General features: G+C 66.3%; 22 protein-coding genes. 21 read left to right on the top strand and 1 reads right to left on the bottom strand.

Features of this window, described 5'->3' with window-relative positions; genetic code table 11:
• Positions 1-7: 7 nt before the first annotated feature.
• The 12 genes from LLH00_05720 to LLH00_05665 all read left to right on the top strand — a co-directional run bounded on the left by LLH00_05720 (position 8) and on the right by LLH00_05665 (position 16,097).
• Entirely contained in the window at positions 8-1,714 is a 1,707-nt protein-coding gene (locus tag LLH00_05720) for a DUF2264 domain-containing protein (GenBank protein MCE5270765.1), read from the top strand.
• 30 nt (positions 1,715-1,744) lie between these two features.
• Positions 1,745-3,460 (top strand): gamma-glutamyltransferase, encoded by a 1,716-nt coding sequence (ggt, locus tag LLH00_05715; GenBank protein ID MCE5270764.1) that lies wholly within the window; start codon positions 1,745-1,747, stop codon positions 3,458-3,460.
• A gap of 497 nt (positions 3,461-3,957) precedes the next feature.
• Positions 3,958-4,782 (top strand): DUF3034 family protein, encoded by an 825-nt coding sequence (locus LLH00_05710; protein MCE5270763.1) that lies wholly within the window; start codon positions 3,958-3,960, stop codon positions 4,780-4,782.
• Between the two features lie 374 nt (positions 4,783-5,156).
• The gene (locus tag LLH00_05705) at positions 5,157-6,548 is read left to right on the top strand and encodes a peptidylprolyl isomerase (protein ID MCE5270762.1); all 1,392 of its coding nucleotides are present in this window, start codon (positions 5,157-5,159) and stop codon (positions 6,546-6,548) included.
• 2 nt (positions 6,549-6,550) lie between these two features.
• Complete coding sequence (gene pdxA / locus LLH00_05700) at positions 6,551-7,600, top strand: 4-hydroxythreonine-4-phosphate dehydrogenase PdxA (protein ID MCE5270761.1); 1,050 nt, start codon at positions 6,551-6,553, stop codon at positions 7,598-7,600.
• Positions 7,597-8,292, top strand: a complete 696-nt coding sequence (gene ftsE, locus LLH00_05695) for a cell division ATP-binding protein FtsE (GenBank protein ID MCE5270760.1) — start codon at positions 7,597-7,599, stop codon at positions 8,290-8,292. The genes pdxA and ftsE overlap by 4 nt, the downstream gene beginning before the upstream one ends.
• Before the next feature lie 38 nt (positions 8,293-8,330).
• Positions 8,331-9,188: an ABC transporter permease gene (locus LLH00_05690; protein MCE5270759.1), complete on the top strand. Its 858-nt coding sequence runs from the start codon at positions 8,331-8,333 to the stop codon at positions 9,186-9,188.
• Between the two features lie 37 nt (positions 9,189-9,225).
• Positions 9,226-10,464 (top strand): peptidoglycan DD-metalloendopeptidase family protein, encoded by a 1,239-nt coding sequence (locus LLH00_05685; protein MCE5270758.1) that lies wholly within the window; start codon positions 9,226-9,228, stop codon positions 10,462-10,464.
• Positions 10,465-10,476: 12 nt separating this feature from the next.
• A complete protein-coding gene (locus tag LLH00_05680; protein ID MCE5270757.1) occupies positions 10,477-11,622 on the top strand; it encodes a hypothetical protein in 1,146 nt (381 codons plus the stop codon).
• Positions 11,609-12,517: a stage 0 sporulation protein gene (locus tag LLH00_05675; protein MCE5270756.1), complete on the top strand. Its 909-nt coding sequence runs from the start codon at positions 11,609-11,611 to the stop codon at positions 12,515-12,517. Before LLH00_05680 ends, LLH00_05675 begins: the two co-directional genes overlap by 14 nt.
• A gap of 722 nt (positions 12,518-13,239) precedes the next feature.
• Positions 13,240-13,653, top strand: coding sequence for an Hsp20/alpha crystallin family protein (locus tag LLH00_05670; GenBank protein ID MCE5270755.1), 414 nt, complete (start codon positions 13,240-13,242; stop codon positions 13,651-13,653).
• Between the two features lie 176 nt (positions 13,654-13,829).
• The gene (locus LLH00_05665; protein ID MCE5270754.1) at positions 13,830-16,097 is read left to right on the top strand and encodes a hypothetical protein; all 2,268 of its coding nucleotides are present in this window, start codon (positions 13,830-13,832) and stop codon (positions 16,095-16,097) included.
• A 175-nt stretch (positions 16,098-16,272) separates the two neighbouring features.
• Here the strand turns inward: LLH00_05665 and LLH00_05660 are convergent, their stop codons facing one another.
• Complete coding sequence (locus LLH00_05660) at positions 16,273-17,076, bottom strand: UDP-2,3-diacylglucosamine diphosphatase (GenBank protein MCE5270753.1); 804 nt, start codon at positions 17,074-17,076, stop codon at positions 16,273-16,275.
• 201 nt (positions 17,077-17,277) lie between these two features.
• On the opposite strand from LLH00_05660, the gene LLH00_05655 reads away from it, so the two are divergent.
• The 9 genes from LLH00_05655 to LLH00_05615 form a co-directional block, all read left to right on the top strand.
• On the top strand, positions 17,278-18,123 hold the full coding sequence (locus tag LLH00_05655) for a M23 family metallopeptidase (protein MCE5270752.1): 846 nt from the start codon (positions 17,278-17,280) through the stop codon (positions 18,121-18,123).
• Positions 18,124-18,136: 13 nt separating this feature from the next.
• A complete protein-coding gene (locus LLH00_05650; GenBank protein MCE5270751.1) occupies positions 18,137-18,589 on the top strand; it encodes an acyl-CoA thioesterase in 453 nt (150 codons plus the stop codon).
• 55 nt (positions 18,590-18,644) lie between these two features.
• On the top strand, positions 18,645-19,421 hold the full coding sequence (locus tag LLH00_05645; GenBank protein MCE5270750.1) for a hypothetical protein: 777 nt from the start codon (positions 18,645-18,647) through the stop codon (positions 19,419-19,421).
• Positions 19,422-19,463: 42 nt separating this feature from the next.
• Entirely contained in the window at positions 19,464-20,342 is an 879-nt protein-coding gene (locus tag LLH00_05640) for a YicC family protein (GenBank protein ID MCE5270749.1), read from the top strand.
• 43 nt (positions 20,343-20,385) lie between these two features.
• Positions 20,386-20,976 (top strand): hypothetical protein, encoded by a 591-nt coding sequence (locus LLH00_05635; GenBank protein ID MCE5270748.1) that lies wholly within the window; start codon positions 20,386-20,388, stop codon positions 20,974-20,976.
• Positions 20,977-20,984: 8 nt separating this feature from the next.
• Positions 20,985-21,668 (top strand): guanylate kinase, encoded by a 684-nt coding sequence (gene gmk / locus LLH00_05630; protein MCE5270747.1) that lies wholly within the window; start codon positions 20,985-20,987, stop codon positions 21,666-21,668.
• A 231-nt stretch (positions 21,669-21,899) separates the two neighbouring features.
• Complete coding sequence (gene coaBC / locus LLH00_05625) at positions 21,900-23,129, top strand: bifunctional phosphopantothenoylcysteine decarboxylase/phosphopantothenate--cysteine ligase CoaBC (protein ID MCE5270746.1); 1,230 nt, start codon at positions 21,900-21,902, stop codon at positions 23,127-23,129.
• Positions 23,126-23,980, top strand: coding sequence for a uracil-DNA glycosylase (locus tag LLH00_05620; protein MCE5270745.1), 855 nt, complete (start codon positions 23,126-23,128; stop codon positions 23,978-23,980). Before coaBC ends, LLH00_05620 begins: the two co-directional genes overlap by 4 nt.
• A gap of 122 nt (positions 23,981-24,102) precedes the next feature.
• Positions 24,103-24,772 (top strand): isoprenylcysteine carboxylmethyltransferase family protein (locus LLH00_05615; GenBank protein ID MCE5270744.1); only part of this gene is annotated, 670 nt, incomplete at its 3' end.

Raw genomic sequence — 24,772 nt, 5'->3', positions numbered from 1 at the left:
ACCCTGAATGGACAGCCTGACCCACACGGCGGACACTCCTGCCGCCCTTGAAAGCTCTTTTATCCGCCGTTGGCTGCGCACGCTGGCCGCTCCTCTCGGCCCGGTGCTGGCCGGAGACTGCGGGCCGCTGCTGGATCCGGCCTCGGACAACGGCGAACTCTCGGACCGCCTGGAATCCTTCTCCCGGCCCCTGCTGGCCGCGGCGCCCTGGCTGAGTGGTCGCGCCGTGGAGCCGTTCGAGCCGGCCGAAAGATTCGCCGCTGCGGCGCGGCGGACACTCCTGCGCGGCACCGACCCCGGAGATGATGGCTACTGGGGCCGGATGAACGACCACAGTCAGCCGATCTGCGAGGCAAGCTCGCTGGCCTGGTGCCTTCACAACGCCCGCGCCGTGCTGTGGGAGCCGCTGTCCGCGAGTGAGAAGGCACAGGTGGCGGCCTGGCTGGCTCAGGTGGACGGACGCCGGGTGGATGACACCAACTGGCGGCTTTTCCCGGCGCTGGCTCAGGCGTTCCTCCTGCACGAGGGCTTCCAAGCGGACAGGGACGGGATGCGCAGTCATGTCCGGCGGGTGGTGCAGGATTTCTATGCCGGGGACGGCTGGTACCGTGACGGCGAGCAGGAGGCGTTCGACACCTACAACGGCAACCAGATGCAGCCCTACCTTCTGATGCTGGATGAGCTGGGCGCCGTGCCCGAGCTGTCGGAGACAGTTCGGGAGCGGGCGGTAGAGTTCCTGGACACGCTGTTGGAGTTTTTCGACGAGGAGGGCGTGGCGCCGGTCTGGGGCCGCTCGATCCTGTACCGCCAGACTTTCCTGGACGGCCTGGCCATGGCGCTGCGCCGCGGCCTGCCGGTGAGGCGCCCCGGCGCCTGGCGAAGCGCGGTGGCCGGAGCACTGCGCTGGCTGCCCCTGGAGGCCGCGACCGACCACGGAGGCCTGTTGCTGCCCGGATTTATCGGCCGCAAGACCGACGTGCTGGACAGCTATTCCTGCCGGGGCAGCACCTACTGGCTGGGGCGGGTCTGCCACCTGGCGCAGGTGCCGGCGGAAAGCCCGTTCTGGCGCGCCCCGGCCGAGGCCTGGACACCCGGGATCAGGCCGTTCAGCGCTGCGCTGCCCCTGGCCGCGCAGCGCACGCGCCGTCATGTGGTGCTCTGGAACCTGGGGATAAACCACCACGCCTACACCGAAAGCAAGTATTATCACCTTCTGCTGAGCGGCCGTTTCGCCCAGGTTTACGGTGGCGGGGCCGCGGCGCTGTTCTGGCAGCAGGACGGGCGCTGGCGGTCGTTCAGCGGGTTCCGGGCCGAGAGCCGCTCCGCCGCGGGCGCAGTGGTGACAGGCCGGGCCGGGCAGTCCGTGCTGAGGGTTGGGTTCTCGGCCGGCGCGGCCGAGGGTTCCACCCGGATCGAGATCAGCCTGCTCTCCGGCGGGCCGCTGAGCCTTCGCCTGGGCGGTTTCGCCGTGTCGGGCGTGGTGCGGCCTGTCGAGAGCGGCCTGTCCGGAGCCGAGGGGGAGTCGACTCTGTCCGCGCTCTCCGGCTTCGAGCGCACGGGCGTGGAGCGGGATGACGGGGTGCACCTGTGGGCCGGACGGTTCAGCTATCCGGCGGCCTGGGCCATCCTGGAAACGGGCGGGCGGGCCGTGGCCGAGCTGCGGGGCCGTCCCGGCGACTGGCGCGATGTTCTGGCCCGCTACGGCGGGGAATGATACAGTCCAACACACATAAGGAACGAAATAATGACCAGCAAGACATATCAGCAAATAACCAGCCTGATTCTGCTTTGCCTCCTCTGCATCGCCCCCTCCACGCTGCAGGCCCAGCGTATGCAGCCTTTCATGAGCGAGGTGGGCATGGTGGTCTGCACCGAACCGCAGGCTGCGGCGGCCGGTTTCGAGGTGCTCCGCGCCGGGGGTAACGCCGCGGATGCCGCGGTGGCGGTGGGTTTCGCCCTGGCAGTGACCTGGCCGGCCGCGGGCAATCTGGGTGGCGGCGGGTTCTGCCTGTACCGTGAGCCGTTCGGGCTGGTCCATGCCCTGGACTACCGCGAGGCCGCCCCGGCCAAGGCCACGCGGGAGATGTTCATGGACAGCCAGGGCAAGGCCCGTCCCGAGCTCAGCCAGCGCAGCCTTCTGGCCTCCGGCGTACCTGGCAGTGTGGAGGGTATGCTCACCACCCTGGAGCGTTTCGGCTCGGGCAAATTCAGCCGCGAGCAGATAATCGCGCCGGCGCTGCGCCTGGCCGAGGGGGGTATGGAGGTCTCGCCCTGGCTGCACGGGGGCCTGGTCGAGGACAGCACCCTGTTCGCTCCCTGGCAGTCCAGCCGCGCCAAGTATTTCCCGCACGGCCCGGCCCTGGCCGCCGGCGACACCCTGCGCCAGAGCGACCTGGCGCGCGTGCTGCGCGAGATCGCCCTCCACGGCCGCGAGGGGTTCTATGCCGGCTGGGTGGCGGACAGCCTGGCCTCGTTCATGGCCCAGGGCGGCGGGCTGATCAGCCGGGAGGACCTGGCGGCTTACCGCTGCCGGGAGCGCAAGCCCACTGTGTTCGATTTCCGCGGCTACCGAGTGTACGGCATGCCGCCGCCCAGCTCCGGAGGCGTGGTGCTGGCCCAGATCCTGGGGCTGCTCGATCCGCTGCATCCGGAGAACGCCGGGTTCAACAGCGCCGCCTACACGCACCTGGTGGTGGAGGCCGAGCGCCTGGCCTATGCCGACCGCAACGCCCTTCTGGCCGATCCCGACTTTGTCCGGGTGCCGCTGGACAGCCTGCTGTCCAGAAGCTACCTCGACCGGCGGCGTAAGCTGATCCCGTCCGGACATGCCGGCCAAAGCGACCGGGTGGGCGCGGGGCTGCCCGAGCCGGCCCACACCACGCATTTCAGCGTGATCGACCGCTGGGGCGGGGCGGCCTCGGTCACCACCACGATCAACGGCTCGTTCGGCAACGGCGCGGTCGTGCCGGGGGCGGGTTTCCTGCTGAACAACGAAATGGACGATTTCGCCTCCGCGCCGGGACAGCCCAACAAGTTCGGGCTGCGCCAGGGCGAGGCCAACACCGTGGCTCCGGGCAAGCGCATGCTGAGCAGCATGACCCCTACCATCGTGACCCGGCCGGACTCCGCGGGCCGGGAGAGCCTCTACGCCGCCTTGGGGGCCTCCGGCGGCTCCACGATCACCACCGGGGTGGCCCAGGTGCTGCTCAACCTGACCCTGTTCGGGATGAACGTGCGCGAGGCGGTCAGCGCGCCGCGTTTCCACCACCAGCATTTCCCGGACGAGATCGTGGCCGAGCCGCGCGCCTTTTCGGAGGAGACCCGCCTGGCCTTGGAAAAGATGGGTTATCATTTGACCGGACGCGAGAACCTGGCCCACGTGCACGCCGCGGTGGTGCTGCCCGGGGGCTGGTTCGCCGGCTGGGGTGACAGCCCGCCCGTGGACCCCTGCGGTTTCTGAGCCGTTCTGAATCCCGGCCCGGCAATCCAGTCCCGGGCCGGGATCTGCTTATGGGAAGCCCGCTTTTCTCCTGAAACATCTCTTTCCCTTTCCCGCAGTCAGCTTCGCTCCTTGCCCAGGATAGTTCCCCGCCGACGGCTGCGGCCAAGAACCTCAACATAATTTCTTCAAAGATTCTTGACAGACGATCCTCGATATATTATAATCTCAATCGATAAAGTGATATATTCAAGCCACGGCAGTATGGACGTGTTCGAGAGGGTTGATTCTATGGCCGCCACAGTGGAAAGACAGGGCTCCCGGATGCACCCCGCCTGCACTCCGGGCGGGAGGGCGACCCTACGAACCTGTAGACGGCCCGGTGGAGGTGGCATGGCGTAACGCGCTCATCCAGACGCTCAACGCGTGGCGATATTGCTGTCCACCGGGCGACAATAACCAGCCCCAGTGAAAATCGCAGCAGTAATAAACGACAGCTCAGCCACGGAGAGTTCAAGATGAGTTCCAGAATAAGTCGTCCGACCCTGTTTTTACTTCTGCTTTCCATTCTTTCCCTGCCCGGTCTGTCCCGCGCCGGTGTGCCGCTCAACAATCTGCAGGGCGTGGGCGGCATCGCGTTCAACCCGCTGGCCTACGTCGCCGGGCAGAACGCCGGTGACTCCAAATCCCCGGTCAGCAAGCCGCAGTTCGGCCTCTGGTATGTGAGCCTGGATGAGGTCCAGGTGGACTGGACCGCCCTGAGCGCCTCGATCGGCCTGTTCCGCCGGGTGGAGCTGTCTTGGGGCTACGAGGTGGTGGCCCCCGCGGGGCATAACATCCACAAGCACTCGCTGGGGGCCAAAGTCCTGCTGGTGCCGGAGAATGCCGGGGGCAGCCCGGCGGTGCCGGCGGTCTCGGCCGGGGTGATCTGGAAACGGGCCTCCGGCGTGGCCGCGCCCACCGAGAACAGCAGCGCCGATCTCTACCTGGTGGCGAGCAAGCTTATCACCCAGCTTCCCCGTCCGCTGCTGCTGTCCGGCGGTCTGCTCTCCACCGAAAACCGGGTGACCGGCGTATTCGGTTTCGACGACAAGCGTGACCAGACTTTCTTCGGCAACGTGGACCTTCTGCCGCGGCCCAATCTGGCCCTCGGGTTCGAGTACCTTCAGGGTGCGGAGTTCGACGCTTTCCGCAACAGCGGCTATTGGGACCTGCACGCGGCCTGGTTCGCCGATCCCCATCTGACCCTGGTGGCGGCCTATGTGAACGCCGGAGACAAAAAATCCACCCGCCGGGTGGGCCTGGGCGACGGTCTGGTCCTGAGCGCGCAGTACGCTTTCTGAGCCTGACGCAGCCCAGAAAAAGTCAACTTGATAAGGAAAGCCCTTCTGCGGGTATTGTTCCCGGGAAGGGCTTTTCCGTTGGGAGCACTGCTGTCCGGAGCGGTCCCGGCCGACAGCCTGCTGCCCACGGCCGCCGGCCTTTAGCCGGCTGGCGTTCGCCGGAAATAACGCACCCTCTCCTCCGCGCAGGGGTATTAATCATCGACCCGGCCGTTTTCCGGCCATAATCCATTGATTTTTAATTCTATAAACTCCGGCGGGCGGTTGACACCCGCGGGGGCCGGGCTTATATTTCTGTTCCGAAAAGACGGGACGGGCCGATGGGGCGCGCCCGGAATGGGCGTGAGCGAATCCACAACCGGATGGAGTAAACGATGAAGAGGTATATGCTTGCAGCATTGCTGGCGCTGTCTTTCGGCGCCCTGGCCGCACAGGAGGAGAACCCTTTCCAGGCTGCCGCCGCTTCCGACAGCGCCGCCGCCAAGCCAGCCACGGGTCCGGACACGCGCTACGTGCAGGATGACATCGCCGCTGTGGTGGGGGACGAGGTAATCCTCGCCAGCGAGATCAAGATGGAGTTGATCACCGCGCTCCGCCAGAACCGCATCCCGATCAGCGATACGGCGGCCATTCACCAGATCACCCACCAGGTGCTGGACGAGGCGATCGCCCAGAAAGTGCTGCTCCACCAGGCCAAGGAGGCCAAGGTCGAGGTGGCGGAGGACGAGCTCAACCCGATGGTGGAGAGCCAGCTCAAGGACATGCGGGCCCAGTTTCCGAGCGAGGAGGCTTTCCAGCGCAACATCGCCGAATCGGGGCTGAGCATGGTCCAGCTTAAGGATTTCTACCGCGAAATGATGCGCGATAAACTGATGGGCCAGAATTTCCTGCGCGACCGCAGCCACGACATGCCGCGGGTCAAGGTGAGCGAGGAGGAGGCCAGGGCGCTGTTCGACGCCCAGGCCCAGCGCCCGATGCGCCCGGAAGAGGTCAAGGTCCTGCACATGCTGATCGCACCCAAGCCGGGCCAGGTGGTCCTGGACAGCGCCCGGGCCAAGATCGACTCGATCTACGCCATGTACAAGGGCGGCGCCGATTTCGCCTACCTGGCCGAAAAATATTCGGATGACCCGTCCGCCGCCGCGCGAGGCGGCGACCTGGGATTTTTCTCCAAGGGTGAGATGGTCAAGGAGTTCGAGGAGGCCGCTTTCGAGATGAAAGTGGGCGAGGTTCGCATCGTGCGCTCCAAGTACGGCTGGCACCTGATCCGGGTCGAGGCCCGCCGTCAGAAAGAGGTCCGCGCCCGCCATATCCTGGCCCAGACCGAGATTCGCGATGTGGACTGGGCCCACTCCCGTGAGCTGGCCGAAAGCCTGCGCCAGAGGGTGCTGGCCGGAGAGAATTTCTACAAGCTGGCCAAGGAGAACAGCGAGGACGCCAGCCAGCTTCCCGAAAACCCGCCCCTGCTGGAGATGGACAAGCTCGAGCAGCCGGTGATCAACGCCCTCAAGGGTGCGATGACCCCCCTGCCCGCGGACACCACCCAGCGTATCTCCGAGGTGGTCGAGGCCCGGCCCAGCGGTTACCTGGTGGTGCTGGAGATGGAGTACAAGCCGGCCGCGCCGGTGTCGTTCGAGGAGTTGCGCGACCAGTTGATCGAGCGTATCCAGCAGCAGAAAATGATCGAGGCCTATCTGCAGAAGCTGCGCGAGAAAACCTACGTGGAAATCCGTTTCAAGGACTGGAACCCCCAGGAGGGGTTCTAAGCGTGGAACCGGGAGCGAACTCCGGAACCGGATCGCCGGTGCTGGCCCTGAGCGCGGGCGATGCCCGCGGGATAGGGCCGGAGGTGCTGCTCAAGGCGGTCGCGGCCCTCAGCGGCGAGGACCTGTTCCGGCCCCTGGCCGTGGGCTGCCGCGCGGTGCTGGAGCGTGTTGCGGCGGAGCTGTGGCCGGGAGGGGCGGGCTGTCCCGAGCCGGTGGCCTCGCTGATCGGAGCCACGCTCGAGGTGGCCGCCCCGGCTGAGCTGGCCGCCCTGGAGGCTGCCGGCCCCGAGTGGCGCGCCTGGCTGCGCGCGCGCCCGGAGCTGAGCGGCGCCTGGGCCGGGCGGGCCGTGGAGAAAGCCGCTCATCTGGCCCTGGATGGAACTGCCGCGGCCATTGCCACCGCGCCTCTGGACAAATCGGCGCTCAATGCCGGCGGCTACCACTACCCCGGACACACCGAGTTGCTGGCCCACCTGGCGGGCGACTGCGAGGTGTCGATGATGCTGGCCGGGGCGGGCCTGCGCGTTGTCCCGGCCACCACCCATATCGCCCTGGCGCGCGTGCCTGGGGCGATAACCCAGAATCTGATCCTGTCCCAGTGCCGGATAATAGATTCCGCCCTGCGCTTTCTGTTCGGCATCGCCAGCCCCAGGCTCGCTGTCTGCGGGCTGAACCCGCACCTGGGCGACAGCGGGGTGGCCGGGGATGAGGACCAGCGGGTGACAATCCCGGCTGCGGAAGCGGCCCGGGTCGAGGGTCTGGGCGTGGCCGGGCCGTTCCCGGCCGACACCGTGTTCGTGCGCGCCGCCCGGGGGGAGTTCGACGCCGTGCTGGCGATGTACCACGATCAGGCCATGATCGCGATCAAGATGCACGCTTTCGGCCGCGGGGTGAATATCACCCTCGGCCTGCCTTTTGTCCGCACCTCGCCGGACCACGGCACCGCGCTGGATATCGCCGGCCGGGGCACGGCGGACAGCTCAAGCATGCAGGAAGCCCTGCGCCTGGCCGCGCTGCTCGGCCGGAACCGGGCGGCACGGAGCGCCGGATGATCACTTTCACCGATGTCGCGGCCGGCTACAAGCGCCGGGGCCGTGTCCTCGAAAACGTCAGCTTCCATATTGACAAGAGCGAGTTCGTTTTCCTGACCGGGCCCAGCGGCAGCGGCAAGAGCACCCTTCTGCGCCTGATCTACCACGACCTGCGCCCCTCCGCGGGCGAGGTGGTGGTGGCCGGTTTCAGCTCCAGTTCCCTGCCCCGCCGCCGTGTGCCCGCCCTGCGCCGCAAGCTGGGGATCGTGTTCCAGGATTTCTGCCTGCTCGAAAACCGCACCGCAGCCGAGAACGTGGCCTACGCCCTGGAGGTGACCGGCGCCTCCCGCTCGTTCATCCGCCAGCGGGTGGGACGGGTGCTGACCCAGCTCGGCCTGAGCGGCAAGGCCGATTGCTACCCGCACGAGCTTTCGGGCGGCGAGCAGCAGCGGGTGGGGATCGCGCGCGCCCTGGTGGGCGAGCCGTTCGTGCTGATCGCCGATGAGCCGACCGGCAACCTCGACCCGCAGATCAGCGAGGAGATCATGCGCCTGCTGATCGACATAAACACCCTGGGCACGGCGGTGCTGATCGCCACCCACGACTACAGCCTGCTCCAGGGACGCGAGCATTTCCGCCGCCTGCACATCGCGGGCGGACGTCTTGTCTTCGACGGGACCGTGGGCGATTTCGTCTCCGGCCCCCTGCTCTGATATAGACGGACTTTCACTTTCACCCGGGACCGCCCCCGATGCTCCGTGTGATCCGCGAGGCCCTGCTGGGATTCACCCGCGCCAGGGTCATGACCGCCTTCGCCATCGTCTCCACCGCTTTCAGCCTGCTGGTGCTGGACTGCCTGGGAGTCGTGCTCATCAACCTGAGCGCGCTCATCCGGGCCATGGAGGACAAGGTGGAGGTGGTGGTCTACCTGCGGGATGACGCGGACCGGGGCAAAGTGGGCCTGGCCGTGGAGGACCTCAGCCGCGCCCCGGGCGTGGCCAAGGTGGAGTATATCAGCAAGGACGAGGCCCTGGCGCGGTTCCGCGAGGACCTGGGCGCCGACAGTGAGCTGCTGCAGGACCTGGAGGGCAACCCCGTGCCGGCCTCGCTCTCGATCTCGATGCAGCCGGGACGGCGCGACACCCTGAGCGTGCGCAACGTGGCCGACCTGGCCGCGGCCTACCCCTTTGTCGAGGAGGTGGACTACGGCCGTGAGTGGCTGCGCAAGATGGACGTGATCCATCACGTGGCCTCGGTGGTGGGCATGGTCAGCTTCGCCGTGCTGTCGCTGGTGGCGGTGGTTCTGATCGCCAGTGCGATCAAGATCGCCATTTTCAGCCGCCAGAAAGAGATATTCATCATGAAGATCGTCGGGGCGACCAACGGCTACATCCGGCGCTCCTTTCTGCTGGAGGGTTTCCTCAAGGGTGCGCTGGGCGGGTTGGTGGCCTCGGGCCTGATCTTCGTGATCCTCGAACTGTTCAACCGCCGGGTCTACCGCCTGGCCCCGTTCCCGGACGAGTACTTCCTGTACACGGTCACGGCGGGCGCCCTGATGGGGTTGGTTGGGAGCTGGATTTCCCTGGGCCGCTACCTGAGACGGGTCTGACCGTGCGGGCGACGAGCCACCAGAGCCGGAGCACGCGATGAGAAAACGCCCGAGCAGCGCCGGCGCATGCCTGGCCGCCGGGGCCTGCCTGCTGCTGGCCCTGGCCCTGCCGTTGCGCTTGAGCGCGCAGACCGGCACGGTCAAGCAGGCCGAGGACAAGATCAACAGCTCGCGCAGCCAGTTGCAGAAGCTGGAGAAAGAGATCCAGGCCGGGCACGAGAAAGCCCAGGGCCTGGAAAAACAGGAACAGAGCGTGCTGCGCCAGATACGCGACATCGAGCGCGGCATCGACCGCTCGCAGCGCACCCTGGCTTCGCTCAACGGCGAAATCGGCGAGCTGAACAACGAGATCAGCTTCCTAAGCCGCCAATTAGACAAGTGCGGCCGTCAGCTCGCCCAGAAGAAAGCCATCCTCAACCGCCGCCTGCGGGGCATCTACAAGCGCGGCCGCCTCCATTCCCTGGCCGTGATCTTCGGCAGCCACTCTTTCACCGACCTGCTGCGCCGTTTCAAGTACCTCACCCTGATCGCCACCCAGGACAAGCGCCTGGTGCGCGAGGTGGGCGGGCTGCGCCAGAGTTATAGCCAGTACAAGCTGGCCGGCGAGCGCAAGTTGGCCCTGCGCCTGACCCGCCGCGCCGAGCTGGAGCGCGAGAGCCGTCAGCTCGCGAGCCAGGAGAACGAGCGCCAGAAGCTGCTCAAGGATGTCAAGGCCCAGCGCGCCGAGGTGCTCAAGTCGCTGGAGGAGCGCAAGGCAGAGGCCGAGCGGTTCCGCGAGATGATCGCCGAGTGGGAGCGCAAGCGGCGCGAGGCGGCCGAGGCCGCCCGCCGTCAGGGCAAAACCCTGCCGCCCGAGGTGGCGCACCTGAGCGGGCGCAAGGGCGGCCTGAGCTGGCCCGTGGCCAAGGGCACACTCCTGCGCGGGTTCGGCCCCTACACCGACCAGATCACGCGCACCCGGGTGATCAACAACGGCATCGACATCCAGGCCAACGAGGGCGAGAGCGTCAAGTGCGTGGGCGGCGGCGTGGTGATGCGCGTGGAGTGGTACCGCAGCTACGGCAAGATGGTGATGATCGACCACGGGGGCGGAGTGTACAGCCTGTACACGCACCTGAGCGATGTGTTCGTGGCCGAGGGCGCGACAGTGACCGAGGGCCAGGTGATCGCCAAGGTGGGCTCCACCGGCTCGTTAGAGGGGCCGCTGCTGCATTTCGAGATACGCGAGGGCGCGCGTGCGGTGGACCCGCGCACCTGGCTCAAGCGCGGCATGTAGGGGGAAGAGGGTTTGGCCGGAAAAGCGAAAGAGGCGCTCCGGGGTCCGGGGCTGACCGAGCTGCTGGACAAGGGGCCCGAAAGCGGCCGTCTGCTGGGCGCCCTGGCCGGGGGACGGCTGGGCGGGACGCTTCTGTTCCACGGGCCGGACGGCGCGGGTAAGAGCAGCCTGGCTTTCTACCTGGCCGCGGCGCTCAACTGCCGCGAGAGCGGGGGCCGCGGAGCGCCCTGCGGGGTCTGCGACTCCTGCCGCAAGGTGGAGCGTCTGGCGCACCCGGATGTGATCTGGATCCCGCCCGTGCCGGGCTCGTTCTACAAGAACGGCCGCCTGGACGAGGAGCGCCTGGCCGAGGTCTACGAGCAGAGGCGGCAGGCCCCCTGGCTGGATTTGCGCTTCCCAGAAAAGAGCGAGCATCATCTCGGCGCGGTGGCGCGGGTCCGCGCGGAAGCGGAAAAAAGTTGCTATGAGGGCCGCAATAAAGTATTTATAATGACCGGTGCGGAAAAACTGCGCCTGGAGGCGGCCAACGCGCTGCTGAAATTGCTCGAGGAGCCGCGCGCCGGAGTGTGGCTGATCCTCTGCACCGAGCGCCCTTCGGGCCTGTTGCCCACGATCCTCAGCCGCTGCCAGCGTCTGCGGGTGCGGCGCCCTGGGCGGGCGGCGGCGCTCGGGGTGCTGTGCGGGCGCTTCGGGCAGGAGGAGTCCACCGCGGCCGAACTGCTGGCCCTGGCGGACAGTAACCTGAGCCTGGCGTTCCGCCTGCTGGACCAGGAATCCCTGGACCGTCAGCGCGAGTGGATCGGCGCGGTGTTCGAGGCCGTGCTGGCGCGGGGCATGGAACCGTCGTTCAGCCTGCTGGAGGACCGCAGCGGGCCGTTTTATAACCGTGGCGATTTCGAGCGTTTCGCGGCCGGACTGACCCAGGGGCTGCGGGACGCTCTTGTGATGCGCCTGGGCGGGCCGCAACCCGCGGCAGCGAACCGGGCTCTATGTGACTTTTCCGAAAGAACGGTCGACGCCGCCTCCCTCACCGGGCTTCTGGGACGGATGGCGGGCCTGGGAGATGACCTCGGGCGGAACGTGAACCTGAGGCTTCTGGGCTGGTCGATTATCGCCGATATGAGAAAGGCCGTGGGGATCGAGCATGGAGATGATTGAGGTGCAGTTCAAGGGCGAGCGCCGGGAATATTTTATCAACCGGGCCAACGTGCAGTTCGAGCTGGGCGACTACCTGATCGTGGAGGTCGACCGGGGCGAGGACATGGGCCGTGCCGTGCAGCGGGATGTCACCCCGGACCGGAAGAAGACCGAGAACCGGAAAAGCGATTTCGGCGAAGTGCGCCGCCGCGCCTCCCAGGACGAGATCAACCGCTTGGAGTCGATCACCTACCGCGAGATGGAGGCCCTGCAGATCTGCCACCACAAGGTGGAGGAGCACGGCCTGAACATGAAGCTGGTGGATGCCGAGTGGCAGTTCGACGGGAATAAGGTGAGCTTCTATTTCACCGCCGAGAAACGCGTGGATTTCCGTCAGCTGGTCAAGGACCTGGCCTCCATTTTCAAGACCCGCATCGAGCTGAAGCAGATCGGGGTGCGCGACGAGGCCCGCCGTCTGGGCGGCTGCGGCCGTTGCGGCTACCGTCTGTGCTGCACCACGTTCCTGGGTGATTTCGAGCCGGTGACCCTGCGTGCGGCCAAGGAACAGCGACTGCCGCTCAACCCGGCCCAGATCAGCGGCATCTGCGGCCGCCTGATGTGCTGCCTGATGTTCGAGCGCGATTTCTACAAGAGCCAGTCGAAGAAATTCCCGCGCGAGGGCAAGGACTACGAGAACTGCCGCGGGGCGCGCGAGCGGGTCTCGGGGGTGGATATTTTCAACGAGACGGTCGAGGTGCGCAACGCCGAGGGTGTGCGGCGCAAGATCCCGCTCTCGGAGTTCAACCGCTCCTACCAGGAGTGCGGCTGCCGTCCGGGCAGCGGCACGTTCTGCCGCCCGTGCCAGCCGAAGGAGGAGGGCGAGGAAGCGGAGGAGAACCTGGACCGTCCGGAGTGAACCGGTTCCTGTTTCGCGGTGAATGACTGGAGGACACGCCGAGGCGTGTCCTTTTTGTTTCCATTCCAGGACGCTCCGGGGGGGGCGCCGGCCGCCCCTGCGGCACTTCCTCCTGTAACCGAAATCGGGCACGGCGCGCCGTGGCCAAATGACTGTGTTGTTCTCTTGGTTACGGCCAAGAGAACCAGAAGCCAAGGGGGCCGCGAACTCGTCCCAGCCGCGCCTCCGTTTCCGCCTCGGGTGCTTACGGCACTACGATTCCGCTGCTGAGTCGCAGCGGCGTCGCTGCCGCGAATCGCCGCCCAGCCACGGCTCAGCTGCGGGCAGGGCCGTTTCGCTCGCTCTTGCACGCTGCCTTGGCGGGAGGCTCAAACATGCGCGGCCCCCAAAGACAAAACCCCCGGCGCTGTATCGTGCCAATGTCCTGAATGCCGAAAAACAAAACGCCTCAAATTTTGTATAGGCCTTGAGCTGCCATTCCGGCGTGTCTGAATCCGCTGTCAGGCTTTTGCTGTCGCATTGGCAGTGCGCGCATGATGCTCTTTCCCCGGTGTGCCGGTCTGTCGGGTTGTTTATCTGTGCAATGTCTTGCAGAATAATCAATTAGACAACGAAAAATTTTGTGGCACGCGGGTTGCTTTTTCCAGGAGTGTTCCAGTCAGCCGAACGGATGATTGCTTAAACCGCCGGAGCGACAAGTCCGGATAAACCTGGAGGAGAGTATGACGCTGTTGAGCTACACACCCGCGGCCCGGGTCTTCTGGCCCGAACTCGAAACCTGCCGCAGCATGCCGCAGACAGAGCGTGAGCTGAGTGTGAGGGTGGACCTTCTGGAGGAGGAGAACCGCTATGTGCTGAGCGCCGAGCTTCCCGGTGTGCGGCCCGAGGACCTGAAAGTCTCGCTGGAGAAAGGCCGCCTGAACTTGAGCGGCGAGAAGAAGGACCCCTTGGCGGAGTCGAAAGCCGCGGCCTTGCGCTCCGAGCGCCGCTATGGAAGTTTCAGCCGCTCGTTCGAGCTGAACGGCCTGGTGGATGAGGCGCGGGTGGAGGCCTCGTTTGCCGACGGCGTGCTGAGCCTTTCGCTGCCCAAGCACGAGAGCCAGAAGCCGCGCCAGGTCGAGATAAAAATCAAATAACCTTTCACGCAGAGCTAAAATTTCCACCAAGGCGCGACCCTGACCCGGTTGCGCCTTGATTTTTATACGCCATAAACACTTGAAAAAAAACAGCGCCTCGTGTAAGCTTGCGACAGGCCGGCAGCCCAGCGTTCCGGTAAGCGAACCCGCCCACCCACCCCAGCGAGGCAGCCCTGATGATCCGACCCCAGCTCCAGCGCCCAGCCTTTGCCTCAGTCCTTATCTTTCTCCTCAGCCTCGCCTCCGGTTGCGGTGAGGAGGCGCCCGGCCCGCACTGGTGCCTGCGGACCGGCGCGGGTGACGCGCTCTGGGACACCCTGGACACCTCCGGCCTCCTGGAGGAGAACTACCTGGACCAGGGGGTGGAAAAGCCCTGTCTGGCGCTCTACGCCGACAGCGGCGCGCGGCTGAACCTTTCCAGCCCGGCGCTGCCTGTTTCGGCCGGGGCGAGTGTGGCGTTCAGTTTCGCCCTGGAGCGGGACGGGGCTGGCGGGCAGATGTTCGAGGCCCGTCTTGAGCTGTACGATCAGAGTGACAGCCTTCTGGCCGACAGTCTACTGTTCAGCTCGCTCACCCGGGAGAGAGAACCCGGCGCGGGCCTCAGCCGCCGCTGGACCGAGTACACCCGCTCCCTGAAAGTCCCGGCTGGCGCAGCTAAAGCCCGCCTGCGGCTGACCAGCGCGCCGTCGCAGGGTGTTGTCCGCCTGGGCCGGACCGCGTTCCTCGAGGGCGAGGGCTGGCTGGGTGAGGCGGCCACCTTTTCGAGCTGGCTCGGCCGGAACCCCGCCGAGCGCTATGGTTTCACCGCCGGGCGTTACATCGAGCCGCAGGGCGCGCCCCAGCCGTCCGCCGTGGAGAGCGGAACCGGGCTTATCGTATTCGAGCGCAAGGGCCTGGTGGATGCCTGGCCCTATTCGCTGCCCCGCCCGGACGACATCCGTCCGGCGTTCCAGGAAACTGTCCCGCGGGCCACAACGGCGCCGTTCGCCTTCGGGGTCCGGGCCTTGGAGGACCTGTCCTCGGTGGAGATCAGCCTGGGCCGTCCGTTCAGCGGCGAGCACGGCGAGCTCCACACCCGGCCCAGGCTCTACCAGGCCCGTTTCGCCGCCACCCGCCTGGAGGGGAGCTGGAGCCGCGAGTTCGGCCCGCGCGCCCGGCTCCTGGAGCGCCCGCGTCTCAAACCACTGCCCGCGGGGGAGGCCCGCTTTTTCTGGATCGATGTCCCGGTGCCGGAGAACGCCGCCCCCGGTGTCTACGAAAGCGCGGTGCTGCTCAAGGCCCCCGGCCATGCCGCGCTGAGCGTCCCGCTGCGGATCGAGGTGCTGCCGGTCACTGTCCCCGCGCTCTGGCCGGATTCCCTTCCCAAGGTCGGTTTCTACTACTACCCGCCGCTGGACAACCCCCAGCAGATGGAACTCCAGTTGCGCGACATGGCGGCCCACGGGTTCACCTCCCTATCCCTGGGCGGCGCGTTCGTGACCCGCACCGGCGAGTACTACCTGGCCCTGGACCTGGCCCGCGTGCGCCAACTTCACACGCTGTTCATGCTGATGCGCCGCTGCGGGTTCGACCATCCTACCCCGTTCTACGTGGCCGACCTTCCCAAGCGCCTGAACCTCCCCGAGAGCGCCGGGAAATGGAGCGAGCAGGACAAGCTCCTCTATGCCCGGGCGGTGCGCATGATGGACGACACGGCGCATAACTGGGGCTGGCCGCAACTTCTGTTCTTCCCGGTGGACGAGCCGTCCAACGAACCCGAACGTATGGCCCTGGCCCGGCTGACCCTGGGCATCCTGCGCGGCATGAACGGTGTCCGCACCCTCTGCGACCTCAACTCGCCCTCCTCCATCCAGGAGCTGTCACAGTACCTGGATGCCGTGGTGATGCAGATCAGCAGCGTGAGCCCACAGACCCTGGATTTCGTGCGCCAGAACAAGGCCGCCCCGTATTTTTACCTGCCCTGTTTCGGCTCCTCGGACATGGGCGCGGATGCGGTCTGCCACCGGGTGATCCCCGGCTGGTTCCTTCCCCGGACCGGCGCGTGCGGTATCTACTATTTCGCCTACCAGGCAGTGACCGGTGACCCGTACGATGAACTGGACGGCGCCCAGCGCGACTGGTGCGCCGCCTACCCGGGCCAGGAGGCCGAGGAACTCTGCCCCTCGCCCGAGTACCAGGGCATCCGCCGGGGTATCGAGGACCTGCACCTGGTCCTCCTGGCTCGCAGCTTGGCCGCAGCCTGCCGTGCCGGCCAGAACCCGACCGCTGTGCAGGCTGCGGATTCAGCCGTGCAGAGTCTCGAACGGATAATGAGCCAGATCGCGCCGGATGGGGACGGGGTGATGCGTCAGCTGCGGGTCAGCCCGGACCCGTACCTGGCCGAGGCGTGGCGTCAGGAGCTGCTGCAGGGGATCATGGCCATGCAGAGGGCTCTCGGCCGGTAGGACCGCCGGGGGGCCGGCGGGGCGCAAGGCGCCCGGCGGGCCGCGCGGGGGAACTGAGGTTTGCGGGAAAGGTCGGGTTCGGCTGGAGCGCCGGGCTTTGCCACGTCGCCCGGGCCTTCCCGCGCGGCCGGCCCCGCGTTTACGCGGCGCCGGCCCCCCGGCAGGCCGACCGGCCTCACCGCGTGCCCGTGAAACTCTCCAGGCTCAGGCCCCGCTCATCCCAGCGTACGTAGCTGAAATGCGTGCACCAGTCCCCGCTGTTGAAATACAGGCCGTTTTCGAACTGACGGCAGTCGGGCTGGTGGGTGTGGGCCAGCACCACGGCGCTCAGGTTGCGGCCGGAGTCCAGCAGGGCCTGGCCGGTGCGGGCCGAGGCCTCCACGCGGGCGGGCTGACGGTGGTTGGTGTACTTGCGGCTGGTGCGGCTGGTCAGGCGGGCCAGGGCGTAGCCCCAGTCCGGGTGGATCAGGCGGAAAAGGAAGATAAGGAACGGGTTGCGCAGGAGTTTCTTCAGGATTTTATAGCCCGTGTCCCCAGGCCCGAGGCCATCCCCATGCGTGGCCAGGACACGCTGCGGCGTGGGGGCTTTCCGCTCCAGAAGGAGCCCGTCCCGCACCAGGGTCACGCCCAGCGTGCGACTGAAAAGCTCGCCCAGCCAGAAATCGTGGTTTCCCCCCACATACAGGCAGCGCACGCCTCCGGCCGACAGACGGTCCAGGGCGGAAAGCACGCGAAGGTAGCGCGAGGGGAAAACGCTCCTGTACTCGAAATAGAAATCGAACAGGTCGCCCAGGATCACCAGGGTCTCGCAATTGTCCCCGGCCCAGTCCAGGAATTCGAGCACGCGGGCGCTGCGTTCGCGCGCCTCGGGGGTTGCTTCGCTGTCCAGGTGGGCGTCGCTGAAAAACAGCACGCGCTCCTTTTCACCCAGTTCCAGTTCCAGGCAGGGCGGAAAAGTTATTTTGCTGCCCGCAGGCATCCATCCTCCGTCGTAATCGGTGTTTGAGCTCCTCAAAACTTAGCGCTTTCCCCCGCCACGGGCAACTGATTTGGCCGAAGCATGGATTGACTCGCGGGATTAACCTTTAATAAAGCGCGCCGGGTTTTTATATTATGTATGCCGAGGACTGAAAATTCCCACCTGTCCGCGCGTGAGCGGGCTGGACCACAGGAGAGTGTTTTGAGCTTTTTGACAGCACTGGCCCCGATTCTTGTTTCGGCCGTGGCTGGCGCAGTCCCGGTGAGCGTGAGTCTTTCCGACAGCCTGGTCCCCCAGGGTGGGATCTTCTGCCTGGAGGTGCGAGGCAGCGGGCAGACCGATACGGTTGCGGTGAGCTTCGACGGCGCCCCGGCGCCGGTGGTCCGCGAGGGCGACCGGTGTTACGCTCTGCTGGGAGTGGACATGGAGGCGCGTCCCGGACGGCGTCCGGTCCAGGTCCGCTTGGGGCAGGGGCCCGAGGCGAAAACCGTGCGGCGCTGGGTGCGGGTGGTGGACGGTAAATTCCCGGTGCAGAGGGTCACCCTCCCACCCGAAAAAGTGTTCCCGGACACGGCGGCCCAGGCCCGGATAAAACGGGAGGATGCCTACCGGGACAGTTGCTGGTCGCGCTGGGAGAACCGGCGCTACTGGAGCGACCGGTTCATCGCGCCCATCGATGGACAGATGAACCGCTTCGGCAACCGCAGGATACTCAACGGTGCACCGCGCAGCCCGCACACCGGGGTGGATATCACTGCCGAGTCCGGCACACCGGTGAAAGCCACCGCCGCCGGGCGGGTGATCGCGACCGGGGATTTCTTTTTCAGCGGCAACAGTGTCTATATCGACCACGGTTTCGGTCTGATCAGCATGTATTTCCACCTCAGCCGGGTGGATGTGGCGCAGGGAGATACGGTTGGGCAGGGCCAGGTGATCGGTGCGGTTGGGGCCACGGGGCGGGTCAACGGAGCGCACCTCCACTGGGGGATACGCTACCGCAACGCCCGGATCAACCCGAAGAGCCTGCTCGATCTGAGACTGGAATGAACCGGGAGGGACTGTGCCGTTCGAGACAAGCTCGCAAATAACGGTGCGCTACGCCGAGACCGACCGCATGGGTGTTGTTTACCACGCCAACTATCTGGTCTGGATGGAGGTGGGCCGGACCGATTTCCTGGCCGAGCTGGGTTTCCCTTACGGGGAGCTGGAGGAGAGCGGGGTGCTGTTCCCCCTGTGTGAGACCTCGATGCGGCTGCTCGGCCCCTGCCGTTACGAGGACCGTCTGACCGTTGTCACCCGCCTGACCCGCCTTCAGAGCCGCAAGGTGGTGTTCGGGTACCGCGTGCTCAAGGCCGAGGAACTGATGGTCACTGGAGTGACCGAGCATATCTGCACGGACAGACTGATGAAAGTGCGCAAGCTGCCACCCGATCTGTACGAAGCGCTGGACCGTGCACTGGATCGCACGGATGAGAAGTTGACAGCCGGCAGCCTGGAAAGGACCGGCCATTAGCAGTCGCACCCCCGGATGCCCTGGAGGGCTTATCTAAATGACAGGGGGGAATAAAATGATCGGGGGACTGTTTACATTGATCCTGCTGGCGCTGGCCGGTTGCTCGGTCCTGCGCAGCGGCCGGGATGCCGGGGCGGGCGCAGTGGCCTACGGGGCCAGGATCGCCGCCCTGCAAACGGCGCGGACCGGAGCGCTGCTGGGCAAGGGCACCTACAAGGGCAGCCGCAAGGCTGTCACCTGGACCGGTGACCGCACGGTGGATGGCACCCAGGCCACGCTCGACTTTCTCGGCCTGGGCGAGCGCCAGGTGCCGCCGGATGTGCTCGAGCGCCTGCCGGACCAGATGCTGGATACTCTTACCGCGCTCCAGTTCGTCCCGGCCCTCGGCCAGACCGAACGGGTGGTGATCGCGAGCCCAGACTCGCGCTGGGAGGGCGAGCTGTTCTACCGGGCGCCGGTCGAGCGCCCGCTGGAGGTGCAGCTGGACGGGCCGGTCGAGCTGATCGTGATCAGTATGGTCTGTTTTCCGGCCGGGCCTGCCTCGCCCCTGGAAAAGGCCACCTACACCGTGCTGGTGCGTGAGGACGAGAGCAATCTGGGCGAGGTGCGTTTCGAGACCCTGCCCAACAACCAGAACGGCATCTACGGCCAGGCCGGGGTGCGGGTCTCGTACCCGGGGGTTTTCGTGGTCAAGACCTTGCCCGGCGTCCACAGCTATAAGTTCAGCGTGCGCAGTGAAAGCGGGGCCGGGACGGCGCTGTGCGCTTTTTTCCTGCCCCGTTACGACCGTGGCTCCGCAGTGCCCGCGCCGCCGGCCGGGACCGGACGCTGAAATACCGATACAGGCCAATTCTTCTGAAAGGCGATTTCTCCGATGATACTAAGCATGACCGGGTTCGGACGGGCCGACACCACTTTCGAGGGCGGGACATTCACGGTCGAGGTGCGAAGCGTCAACCACCGCTTCACCGACATTTCGATCCGCCTGCCGCGCGCGCTGAACAACCTGGAGTCCCTGGTGCGCGAGACAATCAAGGCCCGCGTGCAGCGCGGCTCGGTAAGCGTGAACGTGAACTGGGAGCGCGCCGAGGACAGCGACCGTCTGCCCACGCTCAACGAGCCCCTGCTGCTGCGCTACCGTCAGATTCTGCAGCGGATGAGCCAGCTGGGGGTGGAGGGCGAGCCGAACCTCGACACGCTCTGCCGTCTGCCCGAGATTTTCAGCCTGCAGGCGCGCGAGGTGGATGAGCAGGCCGCCCGTCCCGTGCTCGAGGCCGCTTTGAACGAGGCCCTCGACCGTCTGGTCGAGATGCGCGGCCGCGAGGGGGACAACCTGGCCGCCGACATCCTGGCCCGCCTGGGGAGCATGTCCGCGGTGATGGACGAGATCGCCGTGCAGGGGCCGCAGCGCCTGGAGCGCCTGACCGCCCGTCTGCGCGAGAAAGTCACCGCCGCCCTGGAGGGCGTGGCCGAGCCGGACCCGGCCCGCCTCGTCCAGGAGATCACGATCTATGCCGACAAGTGGGACATCAGCGAGGAGCAGGTGCGTTTCCGCAGCCACCTGGAGGCCCTGCGCCAGGCCCTGTCCCAGGGCGGCGCGGTGGGACGGCGTCTGAATTTCCTGATCCAGGAGCTGAACCGCGAGGTCAATACAGTGGGCTCCAAAGCCAACGACGCCTCCATCGCACAGTTGGTGGTGGGGCTGAAAGAAGAGCTGGAGCGTATCCGCGAGCAAGTGGAGAACATGGAGTAGCCGCTGCGGGCCCTTGACTTTCACTGCAACAGGAGGCTTCGGGATGGAGCTGGGCGGGTTCAGGCTGGCAGGCGGCGGCAAGGCGTCTCTGCTCGAATTTTTCAACCGTCCCGCGCCGCGTGAAGTTCCGGCCGGGATGTGGAAACGTCTGGTCAACCCGCTGGCGCTGATCGTGCTCCTGGTCATGACAATTTTCGGCGCTCTGGCCGCGGTCGCGAAATATATGGGTTCCCCCATGCGTTGGCAGGAGTGCGCGCCGTTCTTTCTGCCCCTCGTCTGGGCGCTGTTTTCGCTGCTGCACACCCGCACTATCCTGGCCCGGGGACGGTTGGCCGAGGGCTATGTGTCCGGGATGCAGAAAATCCAGATGAAAGAGGGCAATTACCGCCGGCTGTTCGTGGTCTGGGTGAAGCTCGGCCCGGGGGGGCCGGGCAGCGGGTGCACATTGTATGACGTGGTGGACCACGCCAGCGTGGAGTATTTCGAGAAAGCGTGGGTCCTGGGCGAGCCGGTGGCGGTGCTGCACACACCGGGGCTTTGGCCCGGCGCGCTTCTGCCAGGCAAGATCAACGCTGGAGCCTTGTTCCAAAAAGACACGGATAACGAGCTGCGACACACGGAGCGGATTCGATAGAGGCAAGCATGCCTGAAAGGGAAACGGTGACCGAACAGACTTGTCCGGGTTTGGATACAGGCCGGGCGCGGCCGGAGGAGATCCGTCTGGTGATAGTGATAACCGCGCCCAGCGGGGCGGGCAAGACCACGGTGATCCGCCGCCTGTTGGAGTCCGACAGCCGGCTGCACTACTCGGTCTCGGCCACCACCCGGCCGCGGCGCGACAGAGAGGTGGAGGGGAAGGATTACTTTTTCCTGGCTGAGGGTGAGTTCCGTCAGCGGCTGGAGGCGGGCGAGTTCGCCGAGTGGGCCGTGGTGCACGATCATCTCTACGGCACCCTGAAAAGCCAGATCGAGCAGAACCTGTCCGCGGGCAGGCACGTGGTGATGGACGTGGATGTGCAGGGGGCGGAGCAGTTGCGCCACACCTGCCGCGCCGGGGTGTTCATCTACCTGGCCCCGCCCAGCATGGAGGAGTTGGAGCGACGCCTGCGCTCCCGCGGCACTGAGGACCCGGCCACCCTGGAGCGCCGTCTGGCCAACGCCCGCGAGGAGATCCGCCGCCTGCCGTATTTCGACTACCTGGTGCTCAATGATGACTTGGAGCGAAGCGTGGCCGCGGTGCGGGCCATAATCGAGGCCGAGGAGCACCGCGTGAAACGCCTGGCCGACCCCTACGCCGTGGTGCGAAGTCTACTGTACGAGAAATGAGCCGGGGCCGTGGGGTTTGCTTAAAGCCCTCGCCGTGATATAGGGGCACGGCATGCCGTGCCCGACAGATTTTGGGACGCACCCGCGGGTGCGTGCGGCATCGGTTTTAATCCCCTCTTAAAAGAGGGGTGGCCCCCGCTTCAGCGGGGGACGGGGTGTGTAAAGAAAAACCAATGAATGACTGAAGTGAAACCAGACCAGCCGTCTTGTTTTACGGCGGGAGGTGCATACATGTATAAACAGTTCGCCGGACGGCGTATCCTGGTGGGTCTGAGCGGCGGGATCGCCTGCTACAAGAGCTGCGACCTGGTCAGCCGTCTGGTCCAGGCCGGAGCCGAGGTGCGGGTTCTGATGACCCGCAACGCCTGCGAGTTCGTGGCCCCGCTCACGTTGCAGGCCCTGTCCGGCCACCCGGTCTACACGGGCACTTTCGCCCCGGCCGACCCGGGCGGGATCGACCACGTGCGGCTGGCCGATTTCGCCGAGCTGCTGGTCGTAATCCCGGCCACGGCCAATATCCTGGCCAAGATGGCCCACGGGATCGCGGATGACCTGCTCTCCACCACCTACATCTCGTGCGACTGCCCGACCCTGGCCGTGGTGGCGATGAACACCCGTATGTACGAGCACCCGGCCACACGCGCCAACCTGGAGCTTCTTAAGCGCCGCGGCGTGCACCTTCTGCATCCCGAGAGCGGCTACCTGGCCTGCGGCACGGAAGGCACCGGGCGGCTGCCGGACCGCGAGCGGATCATGGAGAAAATCGCCCAGGTGCTGGGCGCGGCCGAGACCCTGGAGGGCCTCATTGTACTGGTCACCGCGGGTCCGACCCGTGAGGCGCTCGACCCGGTGCGCTATATCAGCAACCCCTCCAGCGGCCGGATGGGTTTCGCCCTGGCCCGCGCCGCGGTGCGCCTGGGGGCCGCGCGGGTGGAGTTGATCACTGGCCCGGTAAGCCTGGACACCCCGCTGGGAGTGGAGCGCATGGACATAGTGAGCGCGGAGCAGCTTTTCGCCGCGGTCCAGGCCCGCGCCCCGCAGGCGGATATTGTCGTGATGGCGGCCGCGGTGGGCGACTGGACTCCGGAGGGGCCGCAGGCGCATAAAATCAAGAAATCCTCCCCGGACGCGGAACTCACGCTGCGCCTGCGCCAGAGCCCGGACAGCCTGGCCTGGGCCGCGCAGCACCGCAAGAGCGGCGCCACAGTGGTGGGCTTTGCCGTGGAGACCGCGGATGAGGAGCGCAACGCCCTGGACAAGCTGCGCCGCAAGGGGATCGACCTGATCGTGGTCAACAATCCGCTCGAGATGGGCGCGGGTTTCGCCGTACAGACCAACCGGGTGACAGTGCTGGACTCTGCCGGCGCGCGGACCGAATTGCCCCTGCTGGACAAAGATGAGGTGGCCGCGCGGGTGCTGGAGCTGGCGGCAGCGCGGCACGCCGGGAAAGGCAAGCCGTGAGCGGGGATACGGACATCCGTGATCTGGCCCTGGCCTGGCTCAAGCAGGTCCAGGCCGCGGGCGAGACTTTCGTGTTCCTGCCCGAGGCCGGAAAGACCCCGGCCACAGCCCCGCAGCCGACACAGGCAAACCCGGCAGTCGAGGCTGCGCAGGCCGGTCCCGCGGACGAGGCGGCACGGACAGTCGAACCGTCTGAAGTGAAACAGCCCATAGCCTCTCCGGATACGCAGCCGCAGGCCGCGTCAACGCCAGAGGAGTCCCTGGAGGCGTTTGGGAAACGGATTTCGGGCTGCAAGCTCTGCGAGCTGCACAAGGGGCGGACCAATTTCGTGTTCGGCGCGGGCGACCCGCAGGCCGACCTGATGTTCGTGGGCGAGGGCCCGGGCGCCGAGGAGGACCGTCAGGGCCTGCCTTTCGTGGGCGCGAGCGGCCAGCTCCTGACTAAGATCATCGCCTCGGTCGGTTTCCGGCGCGAGGAGGTGTATATCGCCAACATGGTCAAGTGCCGCCCACCCGGCAACCGTGACCCGCTGGAGACCGAGATCGCCGCCTGCAACCCCTATCTGCTGCGGCAGATCGAGCTGATCCGTCCCAAGGTGATCGTGACCCTGGGCCGTCACAGCGCCTATTTTTTCCACGGCCGCCAGGACTCGATGCGTGCGCTGCGCAGCCGGGTGGTCAGCTATAACGGGATCAGCGTGGTGAGCACCTATCACCCGGCGGCCCTGTTGCGCAACCCGGAGTACAAGCGCGACACCTGGGAGGACATGCTCCTGGCCCGCACCGAGTACGACCGTCTGGGCGGACGGCCCTCCAGCGGGGAGGTGTTCCGCCCGCCGAAAAAAGAGTGAGTGTAAGACCGAATCATGGTTCACCCCCCTCTGCTGTCTTAAGTGCCTATGTCCCGATTACGCGCCCAACGCTCTGGCCGGGGCGCACCCAAAGCCTGAACGGTAATGACGAGGTGGGGGAAATGGCTTCGACAGGCAAAGCGGTGTCCAAACTGGTGATCGGTCTGGTGACTTTTATCGGTCTGCCGCTGCTGGTCTGGGGCGGCGACATGGGCGCTTTTCTCCGTGAGCCGGCCCGTCTGTGGTATGTTGTGTTCACGGTGGTGCTGCACACCCTGATCGTTATCCGGCTGCCGGATTCCGGACGCTGGACCCGAGGCGAGCGCACCGTGAGCCGTCAGCGGCTGGCGATATTCCTTCTGATGCTCCTTTCGCTGGCCCTGATGCCGCTGGCCCCCTGGTGCGACCGCCGGGGCGTGCTGGTGCTGGGCGGCGGTGAGACTCTGCGCTGGGTGGGTCTGAACGCATACTGTCTGGGTATCTGGATCACCCACTGGGCCGAGGCCACGCTGGGCCGTCAGTTCAGCGTGGAGGTGACGATCCAGGAGGGGCATACACTCGTAACCGGCGGGCCGTACCGCTGGCTGCGCCATCCGCGCTACAGCGGGATCATTCTCTACATGGCCGGGGTGGCGCTGACTTTCCGTTCCTGGCTCGGGCTGGCGCTGGTGGGTGGGATGGCCCTGGTGCTGCTCTGGCGCATCCGGGACGAGGACCAGCTTCTGCACGAGCAGTTCGGGGCCGAATGGGAGGCCTGGGCCGCCCGGACCAAGAAGCTGGCGCCGTTCGTGT

The sequence above is a fragment of the bacterium genome, assembly GCA_021372515.1.
Taxonomy (GTDB): Bacteria; Gemmatimonadota; Glassbacteria; order GWA2-58-10; family GWA2-58-10; genus JAJFUG01.
This window is presented reverse-complemented; position numbering and strand designations above follow the sequence as displayed.

Coding starts and splice junctions, on each gene's coding strand:
- LLH00_05720 (MCE5270765.1), top strand. CDS start 8: ATGGACAGCCTGACCCACACGGCGGACACTCCTGCCGCCCTTGAAAGC.
- ggt (MCE5270764.1), top strand. CDS start 1,745: ATGACCAGCAAGACATATCAGCAAATAACCAGCCTGATTCTGCTTTGC.
- LLH00_05710 (MCE5270763.1), top strand. CDS start 3,958: ATGAGTTCCAGAATAAGTCGTCCGACCCTGTTTTTACTTCTGCTTTCC.
- LLH00_05705 (MCE5270762.1), top strand. CDS start 5,157: ATGAAGAGGTATATGCTTGCAGCATTGCTGGCGCTGTCTTTCGGCGCC.
- ftsE (MCE5270760.1), top strand. CDS start 7,597: ATGATCACTTTCACCGATGTCGCGGCCGGCTACAAGCGCCGGGGCCGT.
- LLH00_05690 (MCE5270759.1), top strand. CDS start 8,331: ATGCTCCGTGTGATCCGCGAGGCCCTGCTGGGATTCACCCGCGCCAGG.
- LLH00_05685 (MCE5270758.1), top strand. CDS start 9,226: ATGAGAAAACGCCCGAGCAGCGCCGGCGCATGCCTGGCCGCCGGGGCC.
- LLH00_05675 (MCE5270756.1), top strand. CDS start 11,609: ATGGAGATGATTGAGGTGCAGTTCAAGGGCGAGCGCCGGGAATATTTT.
- LLH00_05670 (MCE5270755.1), top strand. CDS start 13,240: ATGACGCTGTTGAGCTACACACCCGCGGCCCGGGTCTTCTGGCCCGAA.
- LLH00_05665 (MCE5270754.1), top strand. CDS start 13,830: ATGATCCGACCCCAGCTCCAGCGCCCAGCCTTTGCCTCAGTCCTTATC.
- LLH00_05660 (MCE5270753.1), bottom strand. CDS start 17,076: ATGCCTGCGGGCAGCAAAATAACTTTTCCGCCCTGCCTGGAACTGGAA.
- LLH00_05645 (MCE5270750.1), top strand. CDS start 18,645: ATGATCGGGGGACTGTTTACATTGATCCTGCTGGCGCTGGCCGGTTGC.
- LLH00_05640 (MCE5270749.1), top strand. CDS start 19,464: ATGATACTAAGCATGACCGGGTTCGGACGGGCCGACACCACTTTCGAG.
- LLH00_05635 (MCE5270748.1), top strand. CDS start 20,386: ATGGAGCTGGGCGGGTTCAGGCTGGCAGGCGGCGGCAAGGCGTCTCTG.
- gmk (MCE5270747.1), top strand. CDS start 20,985: ATGCCTGAAAGGGAAACGGTGACCGAACAGACTTGTCCGGGTTTGGAT.
- coaBC (MCE5270746.1), top strand. CDS start 21,900: ATGTATAAACAGTTCGCCGGACGGCGTATCCTGGTGGGTCTGAGCGGC.